19 protein-coding genes and 2 pseudogenes are annotated in these 20,075 nt (G+C 34.8%); 2 read left to right on the forward strand and 19 right to left on the reverse strand.

All coding sequences use genetic code 11. The features are described 5' to 3' along the window. Positions 1-75: 75 nt before the first annotated feature. Together M1D73_RS17515 and M1D73_RS17520 are read right to left on the reverse strand one after the other, a co-directional pair. Positions 76-1,569 (reverse strand): class I adenylate-forming enzyme family protein, encoded by a 1,494-nt coding sequence (locus M1D73_RS17515; RefSeq protein ID WP_002195674.1) that lies wholly within the window; start codon positions 1,567-1,569, stop codon positions 76-78. Positions 1,570-1,712: 143 nt separating this feature from the next. Then, positions 1,713-2,246: an NAD(P)H-dependent oxidoreductase gene (locus M1D73_RS17520; RefSeq protein ID WP_025921899.1), complete on the reverse strand. Its 534-nt coding sequence runs from the start codon at positions 2,244-2,246 to the stop codon at positions 1,713-1,715. Positions 2,247-2,370: 124 nt separating this feature from the next. Between M1D73_RS17520 and M1D73_RS17525 the strand changes: the two genes are divergently transcribed. Further along, complete coding sequence (locus M1D73_RS17525; protein ID WP_001072981.1) at positions 2,371-2,694, forward strand: winged helix-turn-helix transcriptional regulator; 324 nt, start codon at positions 2,371-2,373, stop codon at positions 2,692-2,694. A 193-nt stretch (positions 2,695-2,887) separates the two neighbouring features. On the opposite strand, the gene M1D73_RS17530 is transcribed toward M1D73_RS17525, so the two are convergent. The 12 genes and pseudogenes from M1D73_RS17530 to M1D73_RS17585 form a co-directional block, all read right to left on the reverse strand. Continuing rightward, positions 2,888-3,043, reverse strand: coding sequence for a hypothetical protein (locus tag M1D73_RS17530; RefSeq protein WP_001121201.1), 156 nt, complete (start codon positions 3,041-3,043; stop codon positions 2,888-2,890). A gap of 94 nt (positions 3,044-3,137) precedes the next feature. After that, complete coding sequence (locus M1D73_RS17535) at positions 3,138-3,413, reverse strand: ArsR/SmtB family transcription factor (RefSeq protein ID WP_000660066.1); 276 nt, start codon at positions 3,411-3,413, stop codon at positions 3,138-3,140. Positions 3,414-3,663: 250 nt separating this feature from the next. Continuing rightward, entirely contained in the window at positions 3,664-7,011 is a 3,348-nt protein-coding gene (locus M1D73_RS17540) for a trifunctional glycoside hydrolase family 18/polysaccharide deacetylase/glycosyltransferase family 2 protein (RefSeq protein WP_121868230.1), read from the reverse strand. 204 nt (positions 7,012-7,215) lie between these two features. Further along, on the reverse strand, positions 7,216-8,553 hold the full coding sequence (locus M1D73_RS17545) for an anti-sigma factor domain-containing protein (RefSeq protein WP_088024473.1): 1,338 nt from the start codon (positions 8,551-8,553) through the stop codon (positions 7,216-7,218). After that, entirely contained in the window at positions 8,543-9,265 is a 723-nt protein-coding gene (gene sigI / locus M1D73_RS17550; RefSeq protein WP_002082432.1) for an RNA polymerase sigma factor SigI, read from the reverse strand. The genes M1D73_RS17545 and sigI overlap by 11 nt, the downstream gene beginning before the upstream one ends. 574 nt (positions 9,266-9,839) lie before the next feature. Next, entirely contained in the window at positions 9,840-10,601 is a 762-nt protein-coding gene (locus M1D73_RS17555) for a glycosyltransferase family 2 protein (protein WP_121868229.1), read from the reverse strand. A 98-nt stretch (positions 10,602-10,699) separates the two neighbouring features. Then, positions 10,700-11,332, reverse strand: coding sequence for a LysE family translocator (locus M1D73_RS17560; RefSeq protein WP_000254114.1), 633 nt, complete (start codon positions 11,330-11,332; stop codon positions 10,700-10,702). Between the two features lie 152 nt (positions 11,333-11,484). Continuing rightward, positions 11,485-11,640: pseudogene (locus tag M1D73_RS17565) on the reverse strand (DUF3963 domain-containing protein); the annotation flags it as partial. A gap of 105 nt (positions 11,641-11,745) precedes the next feature. Further along, the gene (locus M1D73_RS17570; protein WP_310794526.1) at positions 11,746-13,230 is read right to left on the reverse strand and encodes a WD40/YVTN/BNR-like repeat-containing protein; all 1,485 of its coding nucleotides are present in this window, start codon (positions 13,228-13,230) and stop codon (positions 11,746-11,748) included. Positions 13,231-13,400: 170 nt separating this feature from the next. Then, positions 13,401-13,566, reverse strand: a pseudogene (locus M1D73_RS17575) (LysE family translocator); the annotation flags it as partial. 151 nt (positions 13,567-13,717) lie between these two features. Beyond that, a complete protein-coding gene (locus tag M1D73_RS17580) occupies positions 13,718-13,975 on the reverse strand; it encodes a DUF3963 domain-containing protein (RefSeq protein ID WP_001036206.1) in 258 nt (85 codons plus the stop codon). Between the two features lie 146 nt (positions 13,976-14,121). Continuing rightward, positions 14,122-14,601: a GyrI-like domain-containing protein gene (locus M1D73_RS17585; RefSeq protein ID WP_002026664.1), complete on the reverse strand. Its 480-nt coding sequence runs from the start codon at positions 14,599-14,601 to the stop codon at positions 14,122-14,124. Between the two features lie 109 nt (positions 14,602-14,710). Between M1D73_RS17585 and M1D73_RS17590 the strand changes: the two genes are divergently transcribed. Further along, the gene (locus M1D73_RS17590) at positions 14,711-15,673 is read left to right on the forward strand and encodes a helix-turn-helix transcriptional regulator (RefSeq protein ID WP_000755021.1); all 963 of its coding nucleotides are present in this window, start codon (positions 14,711-14,713) and stop codon (positions 15,671-15,673) included. 159 nt (positions 15,674-15,832) lie between these two features. Here M1D73_RS17590 and M1D73_RS17595 read toward each other — a convergent pair whose 3' ends face one another. The 5 genes from M1D73_RS17595 to M1D73_RS17615 all read right to left on the reverse strand — a co-directional run bounded on the left by M1D73_RS17595 (position 15,833) and on the right by M1D73_RS17615 (position 20,031). Next, a complete protein-coding gene (locus M1D73_RS17595) occupies positions 15,833-16,582 on the reverse strand; it encodes an ABC transporter permease (RefSeq protein ID WP_000837815.1) in 750 nt (249 codons plus the stop codon). Then, positions 16,583-17,344: an ABC transporter ATP-binding protein gene (locus M1D73_RS17600; protein WP_121868228.1), complete on the reverse strand. Its 762-nt coding sequence runs from the start codon at positions 17,342-17,344 to the stop codon at positions 16,583-16,585. A gap of 170 nt (positions 17,345-17,514) precedes the next feature. Then, the gene (locus M1D73_RS17605; protein WP_000891986.1) at positions 17,515-17,856 is read right to left on the reverse strand and encodes a DUF1048 domain-containing protein; all 342 of its coding nucleotides are present in this window, start codon (positions 17,854-17,856) and stop codon (positions 17,515-17,517) included. 75 nt (positions 17,857-17,931) lie between these two features. Next, positions 17,932-18,252 (reverse strand): PadR family transcriptional regulator, encoded by a 321-nt coding sequence (locus M1D73_RS17610; RefSeq protein WP_000429484.1) that lies wholly within the window; start codon positions 18,250-18,252, stop codon positions 17,932-17,934. 462 nt (positions 18,253-18,714) lie between these two features. Continuing rightward, the gene (locus M1D73_RS17615) at positions 18,715-20,031 is read right to left on the reverse strand and encodes a condensation domain-containing protein (RefSeq protein ID WP_121868227.1); all 1,317 of its coding nucleotides are present in this window, start codon (positions 20,029-20,031) and stop codon (positions 18,715-18,717) included. Positions 20,032-20,075: the final 44 nt, after the last annotated feature.

Raw genomic sequence — 20,075 nt, forward strand, 5'->3', positions numbered from 1 at the left:
ATCATTATGTTTTTAATACATAAAAACCCAGTCATGCCTTATACATAACTGGGTTCTCCATCGTTTTATAATTTTCTATTTCACAAGAACTACATCTCGTAATTCCCTCTTCAACACTTTTCCTAAAGCGTTTTTCGGTAACTCGTCTATGAATACTACTTCTGGTATTTTATAACTTGCTAACTTCTCCTTACAATACTGAATAATACTTTCTTCTGTTAATGTTGTTTCGCCATCCTTCACAATGTAAGCTCTTGGAACCTCTCCCCAAAAGTCATCTGGAACTCCAACTACTGCAACTTCTAAAACACCTTGTATTTCATGAATAACATCTTCTACTTGATCTGGATATACGTTGTCACCACCGCGTATAATAACGTCTTTATATCTTCCCATAATATGCAGGAATCCATCATCATCTATCATGCCAGCATCGCCCATATTAAACCAGTTATCTTTTACTACCTTCTTTGTCGCCTTTTCATTATTCCAATACCCTTTAAACATGTATGGACTTTTCACATGAATCTCTCCAACTTCATTTGTTGTTAGTTCATGTCCTGTTTCCGGATGAACAATTTTCACCTCTACATTTTTCAAGGTTTTTCCTACAGAAGACATCTTTTCTTTTCCCATCATTGGATGCCATGAGGTTACAACCCAACCTTCTGTACTACCATAACCTTGCACCATATAGATTCCTTTTTCCATATATTTTTGAATGAGTGTTTCTGGCACTTTTGTACCACCGCTTTGTGCTACTTTAAAGGTTGAAATATTACGTTCTTTTTTATTTAATTCATCAAGCATGTAACTATAAACAGCAGGGAACGCAAGCATCGTAGTAATTTTCTCTTCTTCAATCTTATCCCAAATAATAGCAGGATTCGAATCAGCTAAGAAAATCATCGTAACGCCATGATAAATACAATTTAAAATAGAAAGCACGCCACTCATATGGAACAATGGATGCACAGATAAAAAGCGTTCACCTGCTGGGATTTCTCTTTGTCCCGCAATTTCAGCAAAATAGTGATGTAAGTTTTTATGTCCAATTACACATGCTTTCGCCTGTCCAGTCGTTCCTGAAGTAAATAAGTAAATGGCGTCGTCTTCTTCATGAACTTCTACGTTCGGTTCTGTCGTTGGCTGTTTTTGCAGCTCTAATTCAAATGAACCAAAACCTTCTTTTGTCGTTTGAATTACATAAGGAATTTCTTTAACAGCATCAACATTTAATAACACTTCACTAAATTCTTCATCAATAACTAACACTTTTAATTTCGCTTCTTTTACAATTGTTTCTAATTCATATACAGTAAGCTGATGATTTAGCGGAATAAATACCGCTCCAATTTTTAAACTTGCCATCATAACGCTTGGAAATGGGTGATTATTTTTGCATAGTATTCCTATACGATCTCCTCTTTGCACACCATTATGTAACAAATAATGTGCAAGCTGATTTACTCGTTCATTATATTGCTGAAACGAATATCTTTTCTTCCCTCCTACAAGCGCTTCCAAATTTGGTGACTGCATTGCTCTCTTTTGTAATAATTGTCGCATCGTTCTCAAGTAAAACTCCCCTTTATATATGTTAGGTTTTTTATTTTACCAGATTAACTATTAATTTACTAAAGATTACACTTAGTGAATATAAGAAAAATATAAAATAGCCATTTACTTCACAAGTAAATGGCTATTTTTCATTATATATTAGAATACTTCTTGTTCATTACATATTGCACATACTCAGGTGCACTTTTATCAATCTCTTCATCACTTAGTTTATATTCTGCACCATATAAATAAAAGGAAGGTATAAATTCCATACCTGTATATAGGCATGTAGCTTGGAATGGTTTCGTCAACTCATCCATTGTAATCCCACTATTTTCATAGTCTTTTTCTAATCCACCTATAGAAATAGCTACACCAAATTCTTTCCCCTTCACTTTATCTCCTTGTGATCCGTACGCAAATCCATATGTTAATACATCATCGAACCATTTTTTTAATAATGGTGGTGTGCTGTACCAGTAAAGCGGAAATTGAAATATATATCTGTCATGTTCTACTAATAACTTTTGCTCTTCTTCAATATTAAACTCCCAATTTGGTGCCACCTTATATAATTCATGCACCGTAATTTCATCTGAATGTTTCTCAAGTTCTTCTATCCATCTTTTATTAATTTTTGATTTTTCAATATGAGGGTGTGCTACAATTACAAGTGTTCTCATCATTTTCCAGCCCCTTTATAAATTAATCAATCCTTTACGTATTAGTATGAATGAGTTACATATAATTGAAAAGTACGTACTTTCAGGTACTATAGGAACCTTGAAGTACCTTTGGAGGTGTTATATGAATCAAAATGATAATTGCCCAATTGCAACAACACTCGATGTAATCGGTGGAAAATGGAAAGTTCATATTTTATGTATTTTGTCGGATGGAAAAATGCGAACAAATGAAATTAAACGAGAAATCCCAAACATTACACAAAAGGTTCTTACACAACAACTTCGGCAACTTGAAGCTGATGGGATTATCTATCGTACCGTATATCAAGAAGTACCACCAAAGGTTGAGTACACACTAAGTGAATACGGAAAATCTTTAATGCAAATAATGGATAATCTGTTTGAATGGGGAAAAGATCATCAAATTAAAAGATTACATGACTAAAAAAGCACTATATACTTTGTTTAATCCTCTACGTTCATATTTTTTATTTCTATAAAGTTTATTTTCATCATTTTTTAGCTAACTTGTTTTCTTAGATTGATGGACGTGACCCCACATCCATCAATCTAAAAAGATACAATTAGAAAAATGAGATTTCTATAAAGTTTCGCATATAAACACTACTTCCGCCTCATTAAGCGCTCGCTCTACTTTTTCTAATCTCAATTGTACGTAAGCTATAAAGAAGCACCCCTAAACCGAGAATTTTTTCATTATTAGACGCATTAGAACCTAAGGTAATAGTAGGTACATTTAAACCCATAAACCTTTCACTCCATTCTATAGGCATATAAAAAGATACTCCTTAAAAATAAAAAACGCTATTCTCTCTGTAAAATCATAGAAAAGAATAGCGTTTTTTATTTTGAAATAGAAGTCATTATTTAAACTAAACATGCTAATATTGATTTTGTGCGATTGTCAGTTACCTCATAATAAATTTCTAATCCTTTCCGAGTACCTGTAACCATTTTAGCAGCTTTTAGTTTAGATAAATGTTGACTAATTGTACTTTGAGGCATTTGTAAATCCCCATACATTGTTGTTACATTAGTAGGACCTTTTGCAAGCATTATTTTTACTAAAGATAGACGAACTGGATGCGCCAATACCTTTAACACCTCAGCGATTTCTTGAAACATTTCTTTTTTTTCTTTCATCTTATTTCTCCCCTTTTATATACATATTTATGTTATCCATATATATAATTCGAAGGTATATGCGTTTTTGTGTCCGTCATTTTAAAAAAATATAAAAAAACTTTAATCCGAAACTAAAGGATTAGCTTAACATACTGTCTCACTATTCATAATGAATAGGAATCTCGTTATAGAAGCAGCAGTTTTTATGCTACAACTCTACATTCAACTAACTAAAACTAATGAAAAAAAGAGCAGATAGTCCGCTCTTTTATGATGCCTCCTTATGTTCCGTGGAATGTTTAACACTCCCCAGTCTCTTTAGTTTATTCCACCCTACCGCTACTCCTCGAAGCGATGAGAATATAGATTTAATGACAACATAAGTCATAAATTGACGATAAATAAAACGTTGTAAAATTAACCATACTAATGGTTTCGGATTCTCTTCCTCTAATTTAAATGCAAATAGAGAAGCGAGAAGATCCATTAAAAAGAATACAAGATAAAATCCTAAAACTTTTAGCGGATTACTACTAAATAGTCCTATAATCATTAATATATCTGCAAAAGGAGCAATGAATTGCAGAACATATTGGAATAACCACATGTTAGGCAGTGCAATAAACCCTAATGTTTTATGTTTAGAATTACACAACGCTTTTCGATGTTTCCAAAGACATTGAAGTGTACCATATGACCAACGATATCGCTGTTTAATGAGACTTTTCACATCCTCAGGTGATTCCGTAAAAGCATGCGCTTTTTCTTCATATACAATTCTATGCCCTTGACGTAAAAATGTAATAGTAAGATCCGTATCTTCTGCTAATGTATCTTCGCTTAAATATCCAGATTCAACTACATTCTTCTTGCGCCACGCCCCAATAGCTCCTGGAACGACTGTAATACAATTTAACTCATCAAAAGCTCTACGTTCTAAATTAAACCCTGTAATATACTCAACATGTTGCCAAGTAGTTAACAAATTCCGTCTATTCCCCACTTTGACATTACCTGAAACTGCAGCTACATTCTGATCTTCAAAGTGTCTAACCATTAAAGAAATAGCGTCTTGCGCAATAATAGTATCCGCATCTAAAGTGACAATGATTTCTCCTCGCGATTGTTGAAACCCTAGGTTCATTGCCGATGATTTCCCGCCATTTTCTTTCTGAATGAAACGAACTTTAGGGTGTTTATAAAATGTTTCTTTCATTACTTTTGACGTACCATCTGTCGATCCGTCATCCACAACAATAACTTCAAATTCTCTATAATTACTATTCAAAATTGAGTGAATCGTCTTGGCTATCACCTTTTCTTCATTATATGCCGCTATGACAACACTAACAAAAGGTTGATAAGACGAATTAATATAGCGAGATAACGTTTTTCTTTTCTGCTTCCATGCAAAATAAATTAAGAATAAAAATCGAAAAATCCCTAATCCAATAGCAATATAAAAAATAGTAGTTAATATATGCTTAAAATATCCGGCTCCTGAAAAGACAGCTTTATTGTAAAGTAAATATTGCTTCCCCTCAGAAGAAACAGGAGGCATAATTTCATCTCGTTCTTTATTCATTAAATCTGAAATTGTTACAAAACTATATCCATGCTTTTTTAGGTCTTTAATAATGATTGGGAGCGCCTCTACTGTATGTGTACGATTCCCTCCCGCATCATGGAGAAGAATAATATTTCCCTCTCCCTTATAAATGGGATTAAGAGCACGCTTTACTAATTCATTTGTTGATGGTGTTGCCCAGTCTTCGGGATCAACTTTTTCCGCTACCATTGTATAGTTCATATTTTGTGCACGTAAAATAGGCAATATTTCATTTGATGAATCCGGGTTAGCATCCGCTTCATATGGCGGTCTAAATAAAACCGTAGAATGTCCAGTTACTTCCTGAATTAAACGTTGCGTCGTATTAAGTTCTACTTTCGTTCGTAGTAAAGACGTATCAGCTATGTTAGGATGCTTGAAAGTATGATTGCCAATTTCATGCCCTTCATCGTATATTCTTTTTACAATACTAGTATTTAGTTGTGCGTTTTCACCAAGTACAAAAAAAGCAGCTTTTATTTGATTCTCTTTTAATATATCTAAAATTTCTGGCGTATATTTCGGGTCTGGTCCATCATCAAATGTTAATACTACTTGTTTCCCATTTGGTTTTCCATATCGTTGCACTTCATATGCAGATGGTAAGGATTGATATACTTCATCTGTAAGGTAACCATCTTTGCCTACTTTAAAATCTCTCAATCCATTTTTTCTTTCATTCTCAATCTGTAAAATTTCACCTTGTCCAGAATAATTTACTTCATCTAAACTATTGATTTTATGTAATACATTAGGATTTTTTTGTGCCTCAATCGGATTTTTTAAAACTTTCCATATTGTAGGGTCTTCTGCTCCTAGTCTCCATAACGCAAATCCCTTTGCATTATTGTCCATTGCGATTTTCACTTGATTATAAAGAGTTACACCGTCTAAGAACCAAGCAGTATGTTCTTTCCCTTCTGTTTTATACCTAAAATAAGGGTTTCCACTCATTTTATCCCATTGAATTTTTATATTTGAATCATGAGCCATTGCCATAACTTCTGAGAAAGTTAAAGACTTCGCAGCTTCTTTACTATTTACTTGCCAATCATATCCATAGTTACCGAAAGCAACTATAAGCTTATTAGACGGAATATTCAGTTCTTTCAATGTATGTTGGAACCATTTATTTGAAGCAATTGGTCCTGGTTCCCCGGCTCCATAGTGCTCATCGTACATCATTACAATCATTCGATCTATTATTTTTGCTAACGCACTATAATCAAAAGCCTTATCATTAGCTGGAACATCTTGTGTAACGAGCAAATCATGTTGATGAAATTCCGTAGTAAGTTCTTTCATAAAATTTGTTAAGTTTTCTCTATCACTTTCAGTTACGGCCTCAAAGTCAATATTAATTCCTGAAAAATGATTCTTTTTAACTTGGCTTACTAAATCATTAATAAACTTTGTCTTTACATCATTTGAGGAATTCAGTAACTTATGAATTAGCCCACTATCAGGACCAGAAGCTTCCTCAGTATAGTTAGTAAGCAAAGGCATAATCTTCACTTGATTTTTTTCTGCCAACTTTACTATCTCAGGTTTGATCTCACTTCTAATCGTTAAATCTGCTTTTAAATGATACCACTCTGGTACTAACGTAGTTAAGGAATCGATATTTTCTTTTAAAGAAGCGGTACTATTTTCATCCCAGTTTACATAAAAACCATACACTTCTTTAGGTTGTTTACTATCCTTCGGCGGATTCACCAAATTTTTATTATCCTTCGTTTCGGTATTTGGGTTAAATTCTTCCTTCTTTAGCTGCTGATCACTAAGTTTTTGATTAATTGGTACAAGTTTAGTATCTTGTTGTACAGCGGTATTCATATTTGGAATTTCTGGTGTTGAAAAAATACTTTGAAAGAAAAAATAAAATACAACACCTACACTAACTATTGAAATACATAGAAACGAAATAAAGGCTATGTTTCTCCTTCCTTTCGGATCATAAAAAACAGGTTTTTCTTTATCTTTCTCTTGTTGAATGTTTTTCTCCATTATATTTTTCACATACTCCTTCTTAATAGAACTATAAAATAATAAAGTGCAACTCTAATCTGCCCTCACCAATTGGGCATTTACAAGCAGCCCAACTCCCACCTAACTTCTTTGCTCCAGCCAAATTTTGAGATGGGAGTTTTACTGCCCACAATAGCGAGAGAAATCCTTTTAGCTTTGAAATGAATCTCTCACTTCCATATTCTATTGATTCTTCTTTTCATTCCCTTGCTGGTGGCCTCTATTTTCTTGTTGAGACCCCCTACCATTATTCCCTTGCTCGTTTCCACCATTTTCTTTCTGGGATCCTCTTCCATTGTTCCCTTGCTGATTCCCATTATTTCCTTTTTGAGATTCTCTATCGTTGTTCTCTTGCTGATTCCCATTATTCCCTTGTTGAGACCCTCTTCCGTTGTTCCCTTGCTCGTTCCCATTATTCCCTTGTTGAGACCCTCTTCCGTTGTTCCCTTGCTCGTTCCCATTATTTCCTTGTTGTGAGCCTCTTCCGTTGTTCCCTTGCCCATTTCCATTATTCCCTTGTTGTGAGCCTCTTCCGTTGCTTCCTTGCCCATTTCCATTATTCCCTTGTTGTGATCCTCTTCCGTTGTTCCCTTGCTGATTCCCATTATTTCCTTGTTGAGCTTCTCTACTTTTATTCTCCTGTTGATTCCCTCTATTTTCTTGCTGAGATCCTCTTCCATTGTTTTCTTTTATTTGCTTCGATGGCTGTTCCTCTGTTTTCTTTTGTTCTTTCTGCTCTTGCTTTTCATATTTTTTTTCGTCTACAGGAGATAAATCCATTGATGCATCAGGAGATGACTCCGGCTGTGATTGCACCTCTTCTTCATTTTCCACCGGATTAGGCGGCGTGGCAGGAGGAGTAAGCGATTTGTTTTTCTCATTCTCTTGCTTTATATAGACACCTGTGCCAATTCCAGCTTTTCTAGCATTCTCTCGTACTTGCATCGTGCTACTTTGATATTCAACTGTAATATGTTTTAACTCATATTCTTTCTTCAATTCTTTCATTGCCTTTTCTAACTGTGGTTCTAGCGCCTTGTCCTTTGCAACTGCTGTTAGCATAACTTGCTTATCATTCGTTAAATACTTATCCTCTTGACTTTGCTTTATAATAGTACGTATTACTTCTTGTAATTGTTTATTTTCCCATTGCTTCAATTCTTTTAAAATACGCCTTCCATCATCATTACAAGCCTGTAAATCTATAACACGAAAATCCTTCGTTACGCTCACCTCTAAACTTGGATTTATATCAACTGAGACGTAAGCAAATACTTTTTCTTCTGGTTGGTTGTAGAAAAACAGCACTGCAAATAGAAAACAAGCAACAAGTATTGATGCAGGTTTTAAAAAGGAAGGGATCGAAAAATGCGATGCTTTTTTTTCTTGCTCATCAAATGAGATTTCCTCCCCGATCATGCAAGAATCCCCTTTTCTTTTACACGTAATAAACTCTCCATTTGGTGTTAAAACAACTACGCTATGCTTTTTTATATCCATCACAATTCCTTTATTCATCATGCTTTTCCCCTCTTATGTAATCCAGAATATATGTATAGTTGTTTGCAAAAATAATACACATTGCAATAATGTATTTTCTATGTCGTTCCAACGTTTTACGACTTACCCTAACACGCGGTTCAATATGTTTAAGCGGTAACTTTTTCTTTCGGAACAGCTCTTCCATCATTTCCTCTTCTTTTATAATAATTTTTACAATTTCTATTAAGTGCTCACGCGTATCACGATGCTTAGGAGATTCTTTAGCAAGCTCTGAGAATGTGATTTTAAACTCAGCTAGCACACTTTGAAAATGAAGAATTTCCTCCTTACGGTTACTATTTTCCATCTCTTTCATATACTCTGTAAGCGACACTTGCATTTCTAACATTTCCTCTTGCTCATCTTCTTTTAAAAAGACAAAGTTATGTTTAGACTCCTTACGTATATAGTCAATTACATCTCTTTTTATAAGAAGATCAGCAAACGCTAAAAAGGATTTTCCTTTTGTATAGGAATACTGTTCAATTGCTTCGTTAAATGCAAACAATCCAATGCTATATTCATCATCCTGTTCTGTAATATATCGGCGGCAGACAGATGAGATTGATTTTCTAATAAAAGGCTGATACTGTACGATAAACGCTTCTTTATCTTCTTCGTTGTTTTGTATGTTACATACGATATCTTCTATTTTCGGTTTTCTTAAGATCTTCATTACTAAACTCAACACTTGTAATCTCCCAGCCTCCTTCAAATAGCAAAATGGCCACTACACAAGTGACCATTTAACCAGATTTTCTTGGTACTTTTCTTCGGTCTTGTTTTCTTGCTGTTAGTTATATTTTTAGAGTCTAACGTTTTCTTAATGATTTTTCCTTTTCTCTCGGCACTACAGTTAGGTTTGTATTTTTATCTACTTTCTTATTTTCTACCGTTCGTTTTGCTTATTCTTTTTCTATTTTATCTGCAATCCTTGAATAACTCTCCTCTATACCATTGGTAATTTCATCCTTTTATTTTGGATGCCCACCTAATCTAGTAATTTTATTAATGCTTCTATATTCTTTCATAGTCATTTTTCTTCTATTTATTTTCTTCACTATACATATTCGGAGGAATACATAGTTTTATGGGGGTCAAAAAATATTTTTATAAAAAAATACATATTTATTTCAAAAATAAAAACCACCAATTTGAAAAAGGATAATCAAATTGGTGGTTTTCTTATAATATCTATTAAATTAAGTTGGATTCTCATTATATCTAAAAAAGTACTAGCTATCCTCTTCTGATTTTCTCCATTTTTATCTTTCTTGGTTATCATAATATGTCTTATCTGCGTATTTTCTATCATTTCCTTTTAGATAAGCTAAAATTACTTTGGGATTTTTAAGTAAAGTCCAGTCTCCATATGTATCAAATCTTCTGCATGAAGTTATCATTCCATTTTTAATAGTACCGAATTTCTTATTATTTTTCTTTCCCCACTCTTTTAAACGTTTAGCGAAATCTGCATCTTCTGCCATAAGCATGTTTTCATTAAATCCGTTGATTGCCATAAAGTCTTTTCTATAGCACCAAAAAATCCCTACAGATATAGCTCCGTACTTAAAAAGTAAGGGGATTATGATTAACATTGCGGAGAGAAATATTCCTAAAGATATTCTTTCAAACTTACCATTCACCCCACCACCAATGTATGTACCTGAAGCTAAATGTTTATCTACATTAAACAACATAGACTCTGTCATTATGGTATCAGCGTCTATAGTAACGATTATTTCCCCACTAGCTATTTTAGCCCCTGCATTTCGAATTTTAGATAAGTTTTTATCGTTATTTTTCAATGTAACACAATTATAAGATTTTGCTATTTCCTCTGTTTTATCTGTACAACGATTTAAAACAACTATAACTTCCGTTTGCTCTTTATATGCCTCTGATGCCTTTGCAATTGAATCTAAACATTTTCTAATGTACTTTTCTTCATTATGCGCAGGAATTATAATAGAAAACTTCACATCTTCTTTCAAATTAACTCCTGAAGATTCGTTTGTCTCAGTCATAATATTCCCCCCTTATTTTATAAGGTAAATATCTACTATACATAAATTATATTAATATTTATTAGGTTATATTATAGAAACTGACGGTAAAGAGGCTCTTACTGTCGACGTTCAAAAGCAAGACGTACAGCAAGCCCCGTTAAAACACTTGCCATAAGCCAACGCTGTACTCGTAGCCACGTCGGGCGTGTGCCAAACCATTTTGCAATTTTACTTGCTGTACATACAATTACAAGGTTAACCATAAAGCTAACAGTGATTTGCGTAAGCCCCAAAACTGCACCTTGAAAAAGCAACGATCCCTTCTCTGGATCTTCAAATTGAGGTAGAAGTGATACATACAAAATAGCAATCTTTGGATTCAGAAGATTCGTCATGAGTCCCCTCAGAAATAATTTCCTTGGTGGCTCATTAGAAATCATACGAGGTTCCATAATAGATGTAGCACCCGGTTTAATCGAATTCCAGGCGAGCCAGAGCAAGTAAGCAGCACCTGCCCACTTTACTGCTTCATATACAGCGGGAACAGCAACGAATAGAACTGTAAGTCCAAACATAGTTGCGATTATATAGATTACAAATCCGAGCATGATGCCCAATAAAGAAATAAATCCCGCCATACGTCCTTGCGTAATGGAACGGGAAATGAGGTAAATCATATTAGGCCCAGGTGAACAAACCATGCTAAGCGAAACAATTGCAAAAGCTACCAATGTACTCAAGCTGACCATAAACCTTCCCCCTTTATTTTACATAAAATTTCCTATTGTACATTTTATCATGATTGAGGAGAGAAAAGATTAATATAAAACGATGCAGCTAAGTAATATTATCGGATTGAATGTATTGTAATCACATACTTCTCATTCTCTTAAGTAAGGATCTAAGAGTACCCTATCCATAGAGCTACTAAAACCACTACAAATAAAGCAAAACAACATGTGGTATTTCGAATCCATTTTTGTATATCACCAAAATACCTTTCTATAAATATAGCGTTGGTAGTAAGCATAAGAAATAAAACAAAGAAAGGCAGCGAGGTATAGGTCCATTTTTATCTTCATGGCTGGAATTATACCCCTTACCAAACTTCTAAATAAAATGTATAGCTAAGTAGTTACCTTATTTTTCAAAAAAATTCTGATTATTTCTTTTTCACTTCTTCTACAAATTCCCATGTCTCTCCGTTATCTTTTGATTGATAAAGTGCACTACTATCGCCATTGTAGTCTACATCTGCCCCTTGTCCAACTAACATATTAAAAACCCCATCTTTCTCATATGGCATACTAGGTGAATCAAAAGGACTTATTGTGGACTGTGTATGATCTAATTTCACTTCATGCGGCGGATATTCTACCTTTTTGAAAGATACTCCCCCATCATCTGTGCGATATAACTCTCCTTCATTACCAGAAGGCCTAATTGCTCCTAAAAACCCAAGTTTATCATTTATAAAAGTGATTCCTGATACACTACCAATCCCCCCATTAAATGGGTCTGGATTGATAACCTCCCATGTTTTCCCTTCATCACTAGTCTTGCTTAATGAATAAAAGGCGCTCCCTAATGCTTTATCTGTCATATTTAGTTTATAACCAACTTCTTTCGATAGGAAAAACTGTTCTTTTTCATTCTTTAAATCTTGTTGTTTCTTCTCTTTAAGCATATCTTCTTTTGGAGGCGTCTTTGATTTACTCCAACTTGCGTCACTTATTAAATTATATCTAGCAGGGACTAGCTCTTGCTCTTTTCCAGGGACAAATATAGATACAGTATATCCAATGATATCAGAAGCTGCTTTTTTAAGACTCTGTCCCTTACCATCCTCAGTAATATTAATAATTCCCTCTGTATTGGATCCCCAATTTCTTTTTCCATAATAAATCAACCCATACTTACTTTCATTCCATTTTCTAACCGTTTGCTTAACTGGAATCGCCTTAACCGTTTCAATTAAAGGTTCTACTAATTTATCATCATTATAATCAGGCTTTGCGTATCCGTCTCGTATTATAGTAATATTTTCTGACTTCTTCTTATTATAAGAGATTAAATAAGTTTCTTCTTTCCCATCATCATTTTTCCCATAAACAAATGTATCAAACGCTGTGATTGTTCCATCTGAATGAAATGTAAGATCAAAATCAGTTGCCATATACAATTTCTTTGGCAAAGGATATTTTTTATTTATATCTTCAAAAATACCTTCTACTCCAGACTTATATATATTATTATGTTTAAGTTTAACTGACCTTTCATGTTTTAACTTTTCTATAAACCATGCCAATTTACCATTGTAATTTATTGCACTTTTATAAATCTGCATCCCATAAAATGATGTAATTGCAACAATAATGATAATAGAAATGGATCTCCATGCTATTGAATTTGTTAATTTTTTAGATTCATATTCTCTATTTTTTATCACCCGCATTGTAGTAAATGTAGTTATGGATATAAAAAGTACTATACATAATAACAAAATGTAAATATTATAATTCATTCTTCCGTACTTACAGTATAAGGCCAACTCATAACAAAAAATTCCGTATACAATTATTAGTATTGGATTTGTTACTAATGACAGAAGTATCCTTTTTGTATTTTCTCTAAATATAGAAACCACCCCTAATTACATGAATTACTGATATTAAGTATACTTTATTGTAAAGTAACAAAAAAGCTATTTAATCTTGCCGCAAAAAATACAATAGACATCTTTCTATTAAAGCCGTTTACAAATCTAGTTGTTTCATAGACAATGGATTTTTGAGTGAATACTAAAGTCGCTTCATTTATATGAATTACAAATCCAAGCATGATGCTCAATAAAAAAAATAAATCCTGCCATACGCCCCTACGTAATGGAACGAGAAATAAGATAAATCAAAATAGGCCCAGGTGAACAAACCATACTAAGTAAAACAAGCGCAAAAGCTAGCAAAGTACTCAGGCTCACCATAAACCTTCCTTCTTTATCTTACATAAAATTTCCTATTGTACATTTTATCATGATTGAGGAGAGAAAAGATTAATATAAACCGATGCAGCTAAGTAATAGTATCGGATCAAATGTAGTGTAATCACATATTTCTCATTCTCTTAAGTAAGGACTAAAAATAACCTATCCATAGAGCTACTAAAACCACTACGAATAAAGCAAAGCAACATGTAATATTTCGAATCCACTTTTGTATATCACCAAAATACCTTTCTATAAATATAGCGTTGATAGTAAGCATAAGAAATAAAACAATGTAAGTAAAAGCACCCAATTTATCGTTAAACTTCTCATTTGTAAATGTACTTACATGAAGGAATAGAAAAACAAACGTTACTATGAATAGCTCAAATAGCCTTTTTTTATTCACCCCACCACCACCTTACAGTAATTCCCTTTCATTCCATTTTATCAGAACATACTGTGTAGCAGCACATGAATATTATATTCATGTTAAAAAGGCCAACAATCCAAGATTGTTAGCCTCTACTTCCCATATTCGTATCTTTTATCACTTTACTTCCTTACAACTGGAATCCACATTTCACCAAACACTAAGCCGTTTCTTTTCCCCATCTCAACCGTCGTATTTGGTCCACCAACATAAGCAAACTCATTTGCATCTGGTAAAGCTTGACCGAAGGCGATGCCAGTCAACTTATTACTTAACTCTTCAGCTGTTTTGTCTTCCCCTTTTACTACTAAGTATTCTCCCCTCGGAAACTGAATCACTCTAGATTCTTCTTCTATTTGTGCTTCTGTCATGACACCCGCATAATACATCATTTTGTTATTCACCGCTTCGCTCACAGAAAAAATATATTCATTTGTCGCTAAAGCTTTTAAAGTGTCCAGCCTTCCATCTTCTTTAACAGCCGACCAAAAGTCGTCCTTTTCTTTATTTATTCCAGCAAAGTCTGTGTATTCACTCTTAATTTCAGTTCCAATACCTAACACAATAAAGCTATCTTTTTCTTCTATAGAATAATTTTTCATATTCAAAACCTGCCTCTTTTTTTATTAATCAAACGATTTATCTTTTCATCTGATACGTTTATAATACCTTTAAACCATGTCAAAAAATGATACTGTTTAGGAGACTAAAATGAAAAAAGTTGAACGGATTAATACAATTATGCGGTATATCAACAACCGCTCTCACTTTACAATTTCTGAAATTATACAAGAATTTAACATATCACGGTCGACAGCTATTAGAGACATTAGAGAAATTGAAGCTATGGGAATGCCACTTGTCGCTGAAGTTGGGAGGACCGGGGGATATTTTGTTATGCACAACTCTATCCTGCCCGTTGTTCGCTTTACTGATAATGAAGTGAAAGCTCTTTTTATTGCCTTTATGGCTACGAGGAATCAACAACTTCCCTACCTAAAGAGTCGTCAATCTTTAGCCGAAAAACTACTAGGACTCATCTCAGAAACCCAGCAAGATGATCTCGTTCTTTTAAATCAACTCTTGCTTTTCCAAGGGACTAACCCTCATAATCCCGATCTACTTGAGCTTTCTGATCTCCCCCATCCTATGTTAGAAAAACTCATTCAAATCCTTCTTTTGGATAACCATTTATTGATTACTATGAAAGAAGATGAAGAAATCAAGTCTTATCCAATTTATCTATTGCACCTTTATCAAGAAAAAAGCCATTGGATCATTGAAGGGTTTGACTTAAAAAAAGAAAAGAAGATGATGTTTCCTGTCGATGATCTCATTAATATCGAACCATACACGACGAACAAAAGGCTAAATAAGAAAAAGATTTTAGAAAAACTAAGTAAGAAGGACGAAGCAATTAACCTTGTATTTGAACTTGGTCCGACAGCAATTGCCCAGTTCAAAAAATACCATCCTTTAAAAATTTCAATATCTTATACTAATCCTTACCAATCCACAGCCATTTTACAAACTTTTATCAATGTTAACAATCCCGATGAAATGACGGAAATAATAAATTGGCTGCTTTTTCTAGGGAAGGATATAAAAATAAAAGAAATTCCCGATGAAGTATTAGCAGATTTACAAAAACGAGTGCGCTTATACATTCCATAAGCAGTGAGCCTCAAATATTAAGCTTTATGGACAATTATTCTATTTTTAAATACCATTTCATTTACTACAATGAGAGCATGATAAATAATAAAAGCACGGAAAATCTCCCGTGCTTTTCTAAATATATATTATTCCCGAAGGTTTCGTTTATCTCGTTTCTTACCCTAACTGACGTTTAAATGCTTTACTGGCGAAAAAGTAAGAAATAATCATTATACCTACGCACCAAGCGAGCGCAATCCAAATATCGTTTCCAACAGTTCCTTCATATAAAAGAGCACGAATCGCATTCACGATTGAAGTTACAGGCTGATTCTCTGCAAATGCACGAACAATTTTTGGCATCGTTTCGGTAGGCACAAAGGCCGAACTAATAAATGGAAGAAAAACTAGCGGGTACGAGTAAGCAGTCGCCCCTTCCATAGACCTCGCTTTCAATCCTGGAATGATAGCTAGCCATGTTAGCGCCAGCGTAAACATCCCAAGTATCCCAGCTACCGCGAGCCAATCTAGAATATTAGCACTGGAACGGAAACCCATTAAGAGTGCAACAAGAATAACCACCACGATAGTAAGTACATTAGCAACTAGAGAGGTTAAAACGTGAGCCCACAATATGGATGAGCGCTTAATAGGCATCGTAATGAAACGTGCCATCAGCCCACTCTTTACATCCGTAAAGAGTCGCACGGAAGTGTAAGCTACACCGGATGCGATAGCCATTAGCAAAATTCCCGGCAATAAATAATTAACGTAGTTTTCCGTTCCAGTTTTTATTGCGCCGCCAAACACGTAGACAAATAATAGCATCATCATAATCGGTGTAATCGCTACTGTAATAATTGTATCCGGACTGCGCATAATGTTACGCATTAAACGACCTAGTAATACACCTGTTTTACTTTTCATTTACATCTCCTCCTTTTTGCCAATGATCGAAAGGAATATTTCTTCCAGTGTCGGTTGCTTCTCGATATACTCCACTTTTGCTGGCGGGAACATCTCTTTTAGTTCAGCAAGAGTACCTGTCGTAATAATTTTTCCGCCATGCAAAATAGCGATACGGTCTGCCAGTTGTTCTGCTTCCTCCAAGTACTGAGTCGTAAGCAAAATAGTTGTACCGCTACCAGCAAGTTCCTTGACTGTATCCCACACTTCGATTCGCGCTTCAGGATCAAGTCCAGTCGTTGGTTCGTCAAGAAAAATAACTGCTGGCGCCCCAATCAAACTCATCGCGATATCAAGCCGGCGCTTCATCCCGCCTGAATACTGATCTGCCCTTTGGTTTGGCGCATCAGTCAGGCTAAATCTTGCAAGTAGATTGTCAGCAACTTGAGCGGGATTGGAAACACCACGTAATTTGGCGATCATTATCAAGTTTTCCCTCCCAGTCAGCATACCGTCTAAAGCTGCGAACTGCCCTGTCAAACTGATACTTTGACGAACATGATCTGGTTGACTCTGTACATCAAATCCACAAATACTTACTTCACCGCTATCTTGCTTCATTAGTGTCGAAAGGATGTTGACCGTTGTCGTCTTTCCCGCTCCATTTGAGCCTAGCAGCGCGAAAATTTCTCCACGCTGCACCTCAAAATCTACCCCTTTTAAAACTTCCTTGTCTTTAAAGGATTTTTTCAAGCCTTTTACAGAAATCACTGCATGACTCATACTTTTTTCCTCCCTATAAAAATGTTTTGCGAAGACTATTTATTTACCTCTATCTATTTAGTATCACTGATATTCTGTATTACTTAGTACCGAATTAAAAATATAACTGAATAGCTATGATGGCAATTCATATGTGTAACCAGCTAATCAGTCGGTACTACTTATTCCATTTATTTTTTTCTCAATTTCTTCATAATACTTTCATTCAAATCTTCACGATACTTGGAGACGTAAGTTTTAGCATTTGCCACTAGTTCGTCAGCAAAGGAAGCCACGTCATCCCCAGTAATGTCAAGCACTTGTCTTCCTTCCGCTGCACCCGCTTCGAACAAATCGATTAATTCATACTGTATGTGTAACATATCCATCCCGTTACCCGCTGAAAAATTCCACATGTAGTTTTGAATTTTCTTAAATACAAATTGGTAGTCCTCTGGCAGAGCCTCAACTCGTGCCATCATCATTTTGTACTCTTTTTTATCACCAATTAACTTTTTGAACATTTCTAACATCTTATTTTCCTCCTTTTTTATAAAACCGAACAAGAAATTCTCAAAATATCGGCCGAAACATTTTATATTATGAGGCTAGTTTGACTTCAAGACGTTAATTTTTGACGATACAAAATCCCATTTTCTCCAAAATAATTCAAGCTCCTGACGGCCAGCTTCATTTAATGAATAAAACTTACGAGGCGGCCCCATATCTGATGGTTTCTTTTCAATATTCACAAGCTTTTTCTTCTCTAATCGTACGAGGATGGTATAGACCGTTCCTTCCACGACTTCGGTAAACCCAAGATCATTCAGGTGGCGAGTAATCTCATAACCATACGTTTCACGGCGGCTAATGATTTCCAGCACACACCCTTCCAGTGAACCTTTCAACATTTCAGTTAAATTTTCCATGTTCTGATCCTCCTTTACCCCCTATTCTGTCTGACTTATATTCAGTATTACAGAGTACTAAGGCGAATTTTTTACTGAACCGTTTTTGTGAATCTGAACTATTCAGTATCACTTATTACATCTATATTGTATGACTAAGTAGTTATGGATGTCAACTTTATTTTCAAAAAAATTAAAAATCCGCTTTACCCTAACCGGATACAGCCTACTTTTTTTATTGTAAGGACCATCACACTAGCAAAACAGAACTGATTCAAAGTGTAATTTAAATCAGCTCTGTTTTATTGTTTTTATACCGATATATCTTGTTTTTTCACGATACAAATTGTTTCTCACTACCATTCCCATTGCATATAAAGCATAAAGGCAAGTGCGGTCAGAGAAAATTTCCAGAGATTATCCGTACATGATACGAGCCCCTAAAATACAATTCTGTTAGAAATCTGTTCTCTATATTCTCTTTTATTTTATTTCTGATAGTTGATTAGCAACACTATCTAAAAATTTTTCTACCTTTTCTTTTGATGTATCCGGCGCATGATAACCGATCGTAAATGTAAGCCTTCCATTATAAGAGCTTGCTCCCATTGAAAAGAATGGTGCATACATAATAGGTGATGCCATATACCCGTCCTCAGCTTGAATTTGACCAAACTGAATAGGTTCCTCAGCAATCACTCCCAAATTTGTCAGTAATGGCAACGCCATCCCCATCTGTACAGCCTGTTCATATTGCTGATTATACATTTCCTTCACTGTAGATAGCTTCATTTCTGCCAGTAACTCCATTCCTGCTGCTGAAGAAAGACCTGGATTTTGAGACTTTATTTTATCCATTGATTGTTTAACTCGAACAAGAGTCTGCTTAAATGTTTCATCGTCTTCCATTTTAATCACTGGCATTTCCATACCGGATAAGTTGCAAATAGCACCAGTTGTATTATTAGGCAGATATCGACGTAAATCAATTGTCAAACCAATCATTTTTTCTGCAGTACGAGGTTCTGCATACACAGTGAAATGTGATAAAACTCGGAAGTAAGCAGTCATGATTACATCATTCAAGGTAACCTGTTGTGCTTTTGTCCATTGGGTTAAACGTAGAGTTTGCTTATGGCTCAATCGCCGTACGGACATTTGGGGAAATTTATTTTTGTTAGGTTGAGATGGAAAAGACCATAACGATGCCTGTTGTTCTTGGTTAGGTCGATACGCACTTTTTATGTCCGATATTCCAGCGTATTTGAATACATGTGATTGATCTCGACAACTCTCATTTCCCTCATCAAATTCCTTTATAATTTGCTTCTTAGACCGTCCCAATGAAAGGTGAGTATATATTGTTCCAAGCAATTTTATATATTCCTTGACTCCTGCACCATCTGAACATAGATGAGACAATTTCACAACTAACATATCTATTGTAGTGCCCCGTAATAATTTCGTTTGAACCATAGGCCCCTGAATACGATCACCAGGTTCCTTAATAAAATCTATTGCCATTATTTCAAGTTCTTGATTATTTCCTTCTACAAAAAAGCAAATAGATGAGTTAGTGTCAGATGAATGTTCCTCCCAGTAAGGAATATCATTTTCTACAAACCGGCTGTTCAAAACTGGTTGCAATTGCAACGTTATCCTTACTGATTCTTCAAGTATTTCCTTGGATATACCTACAGGAAAATAAAGAACTGCATTAATTTGTTGATCTGCAGAATAAAGACCTAATACATAATTCATTCGATCTTGTGGTGTTACTGAATACTTTCTTTTCTCCATAATTCCGTCCCCCTTTAGGACTTTTTGTATAACCCTATTTTCCA

The sequence above is a fragment of the Bacillus sp. PK3-067 genome, assembly GCF_056738645.1.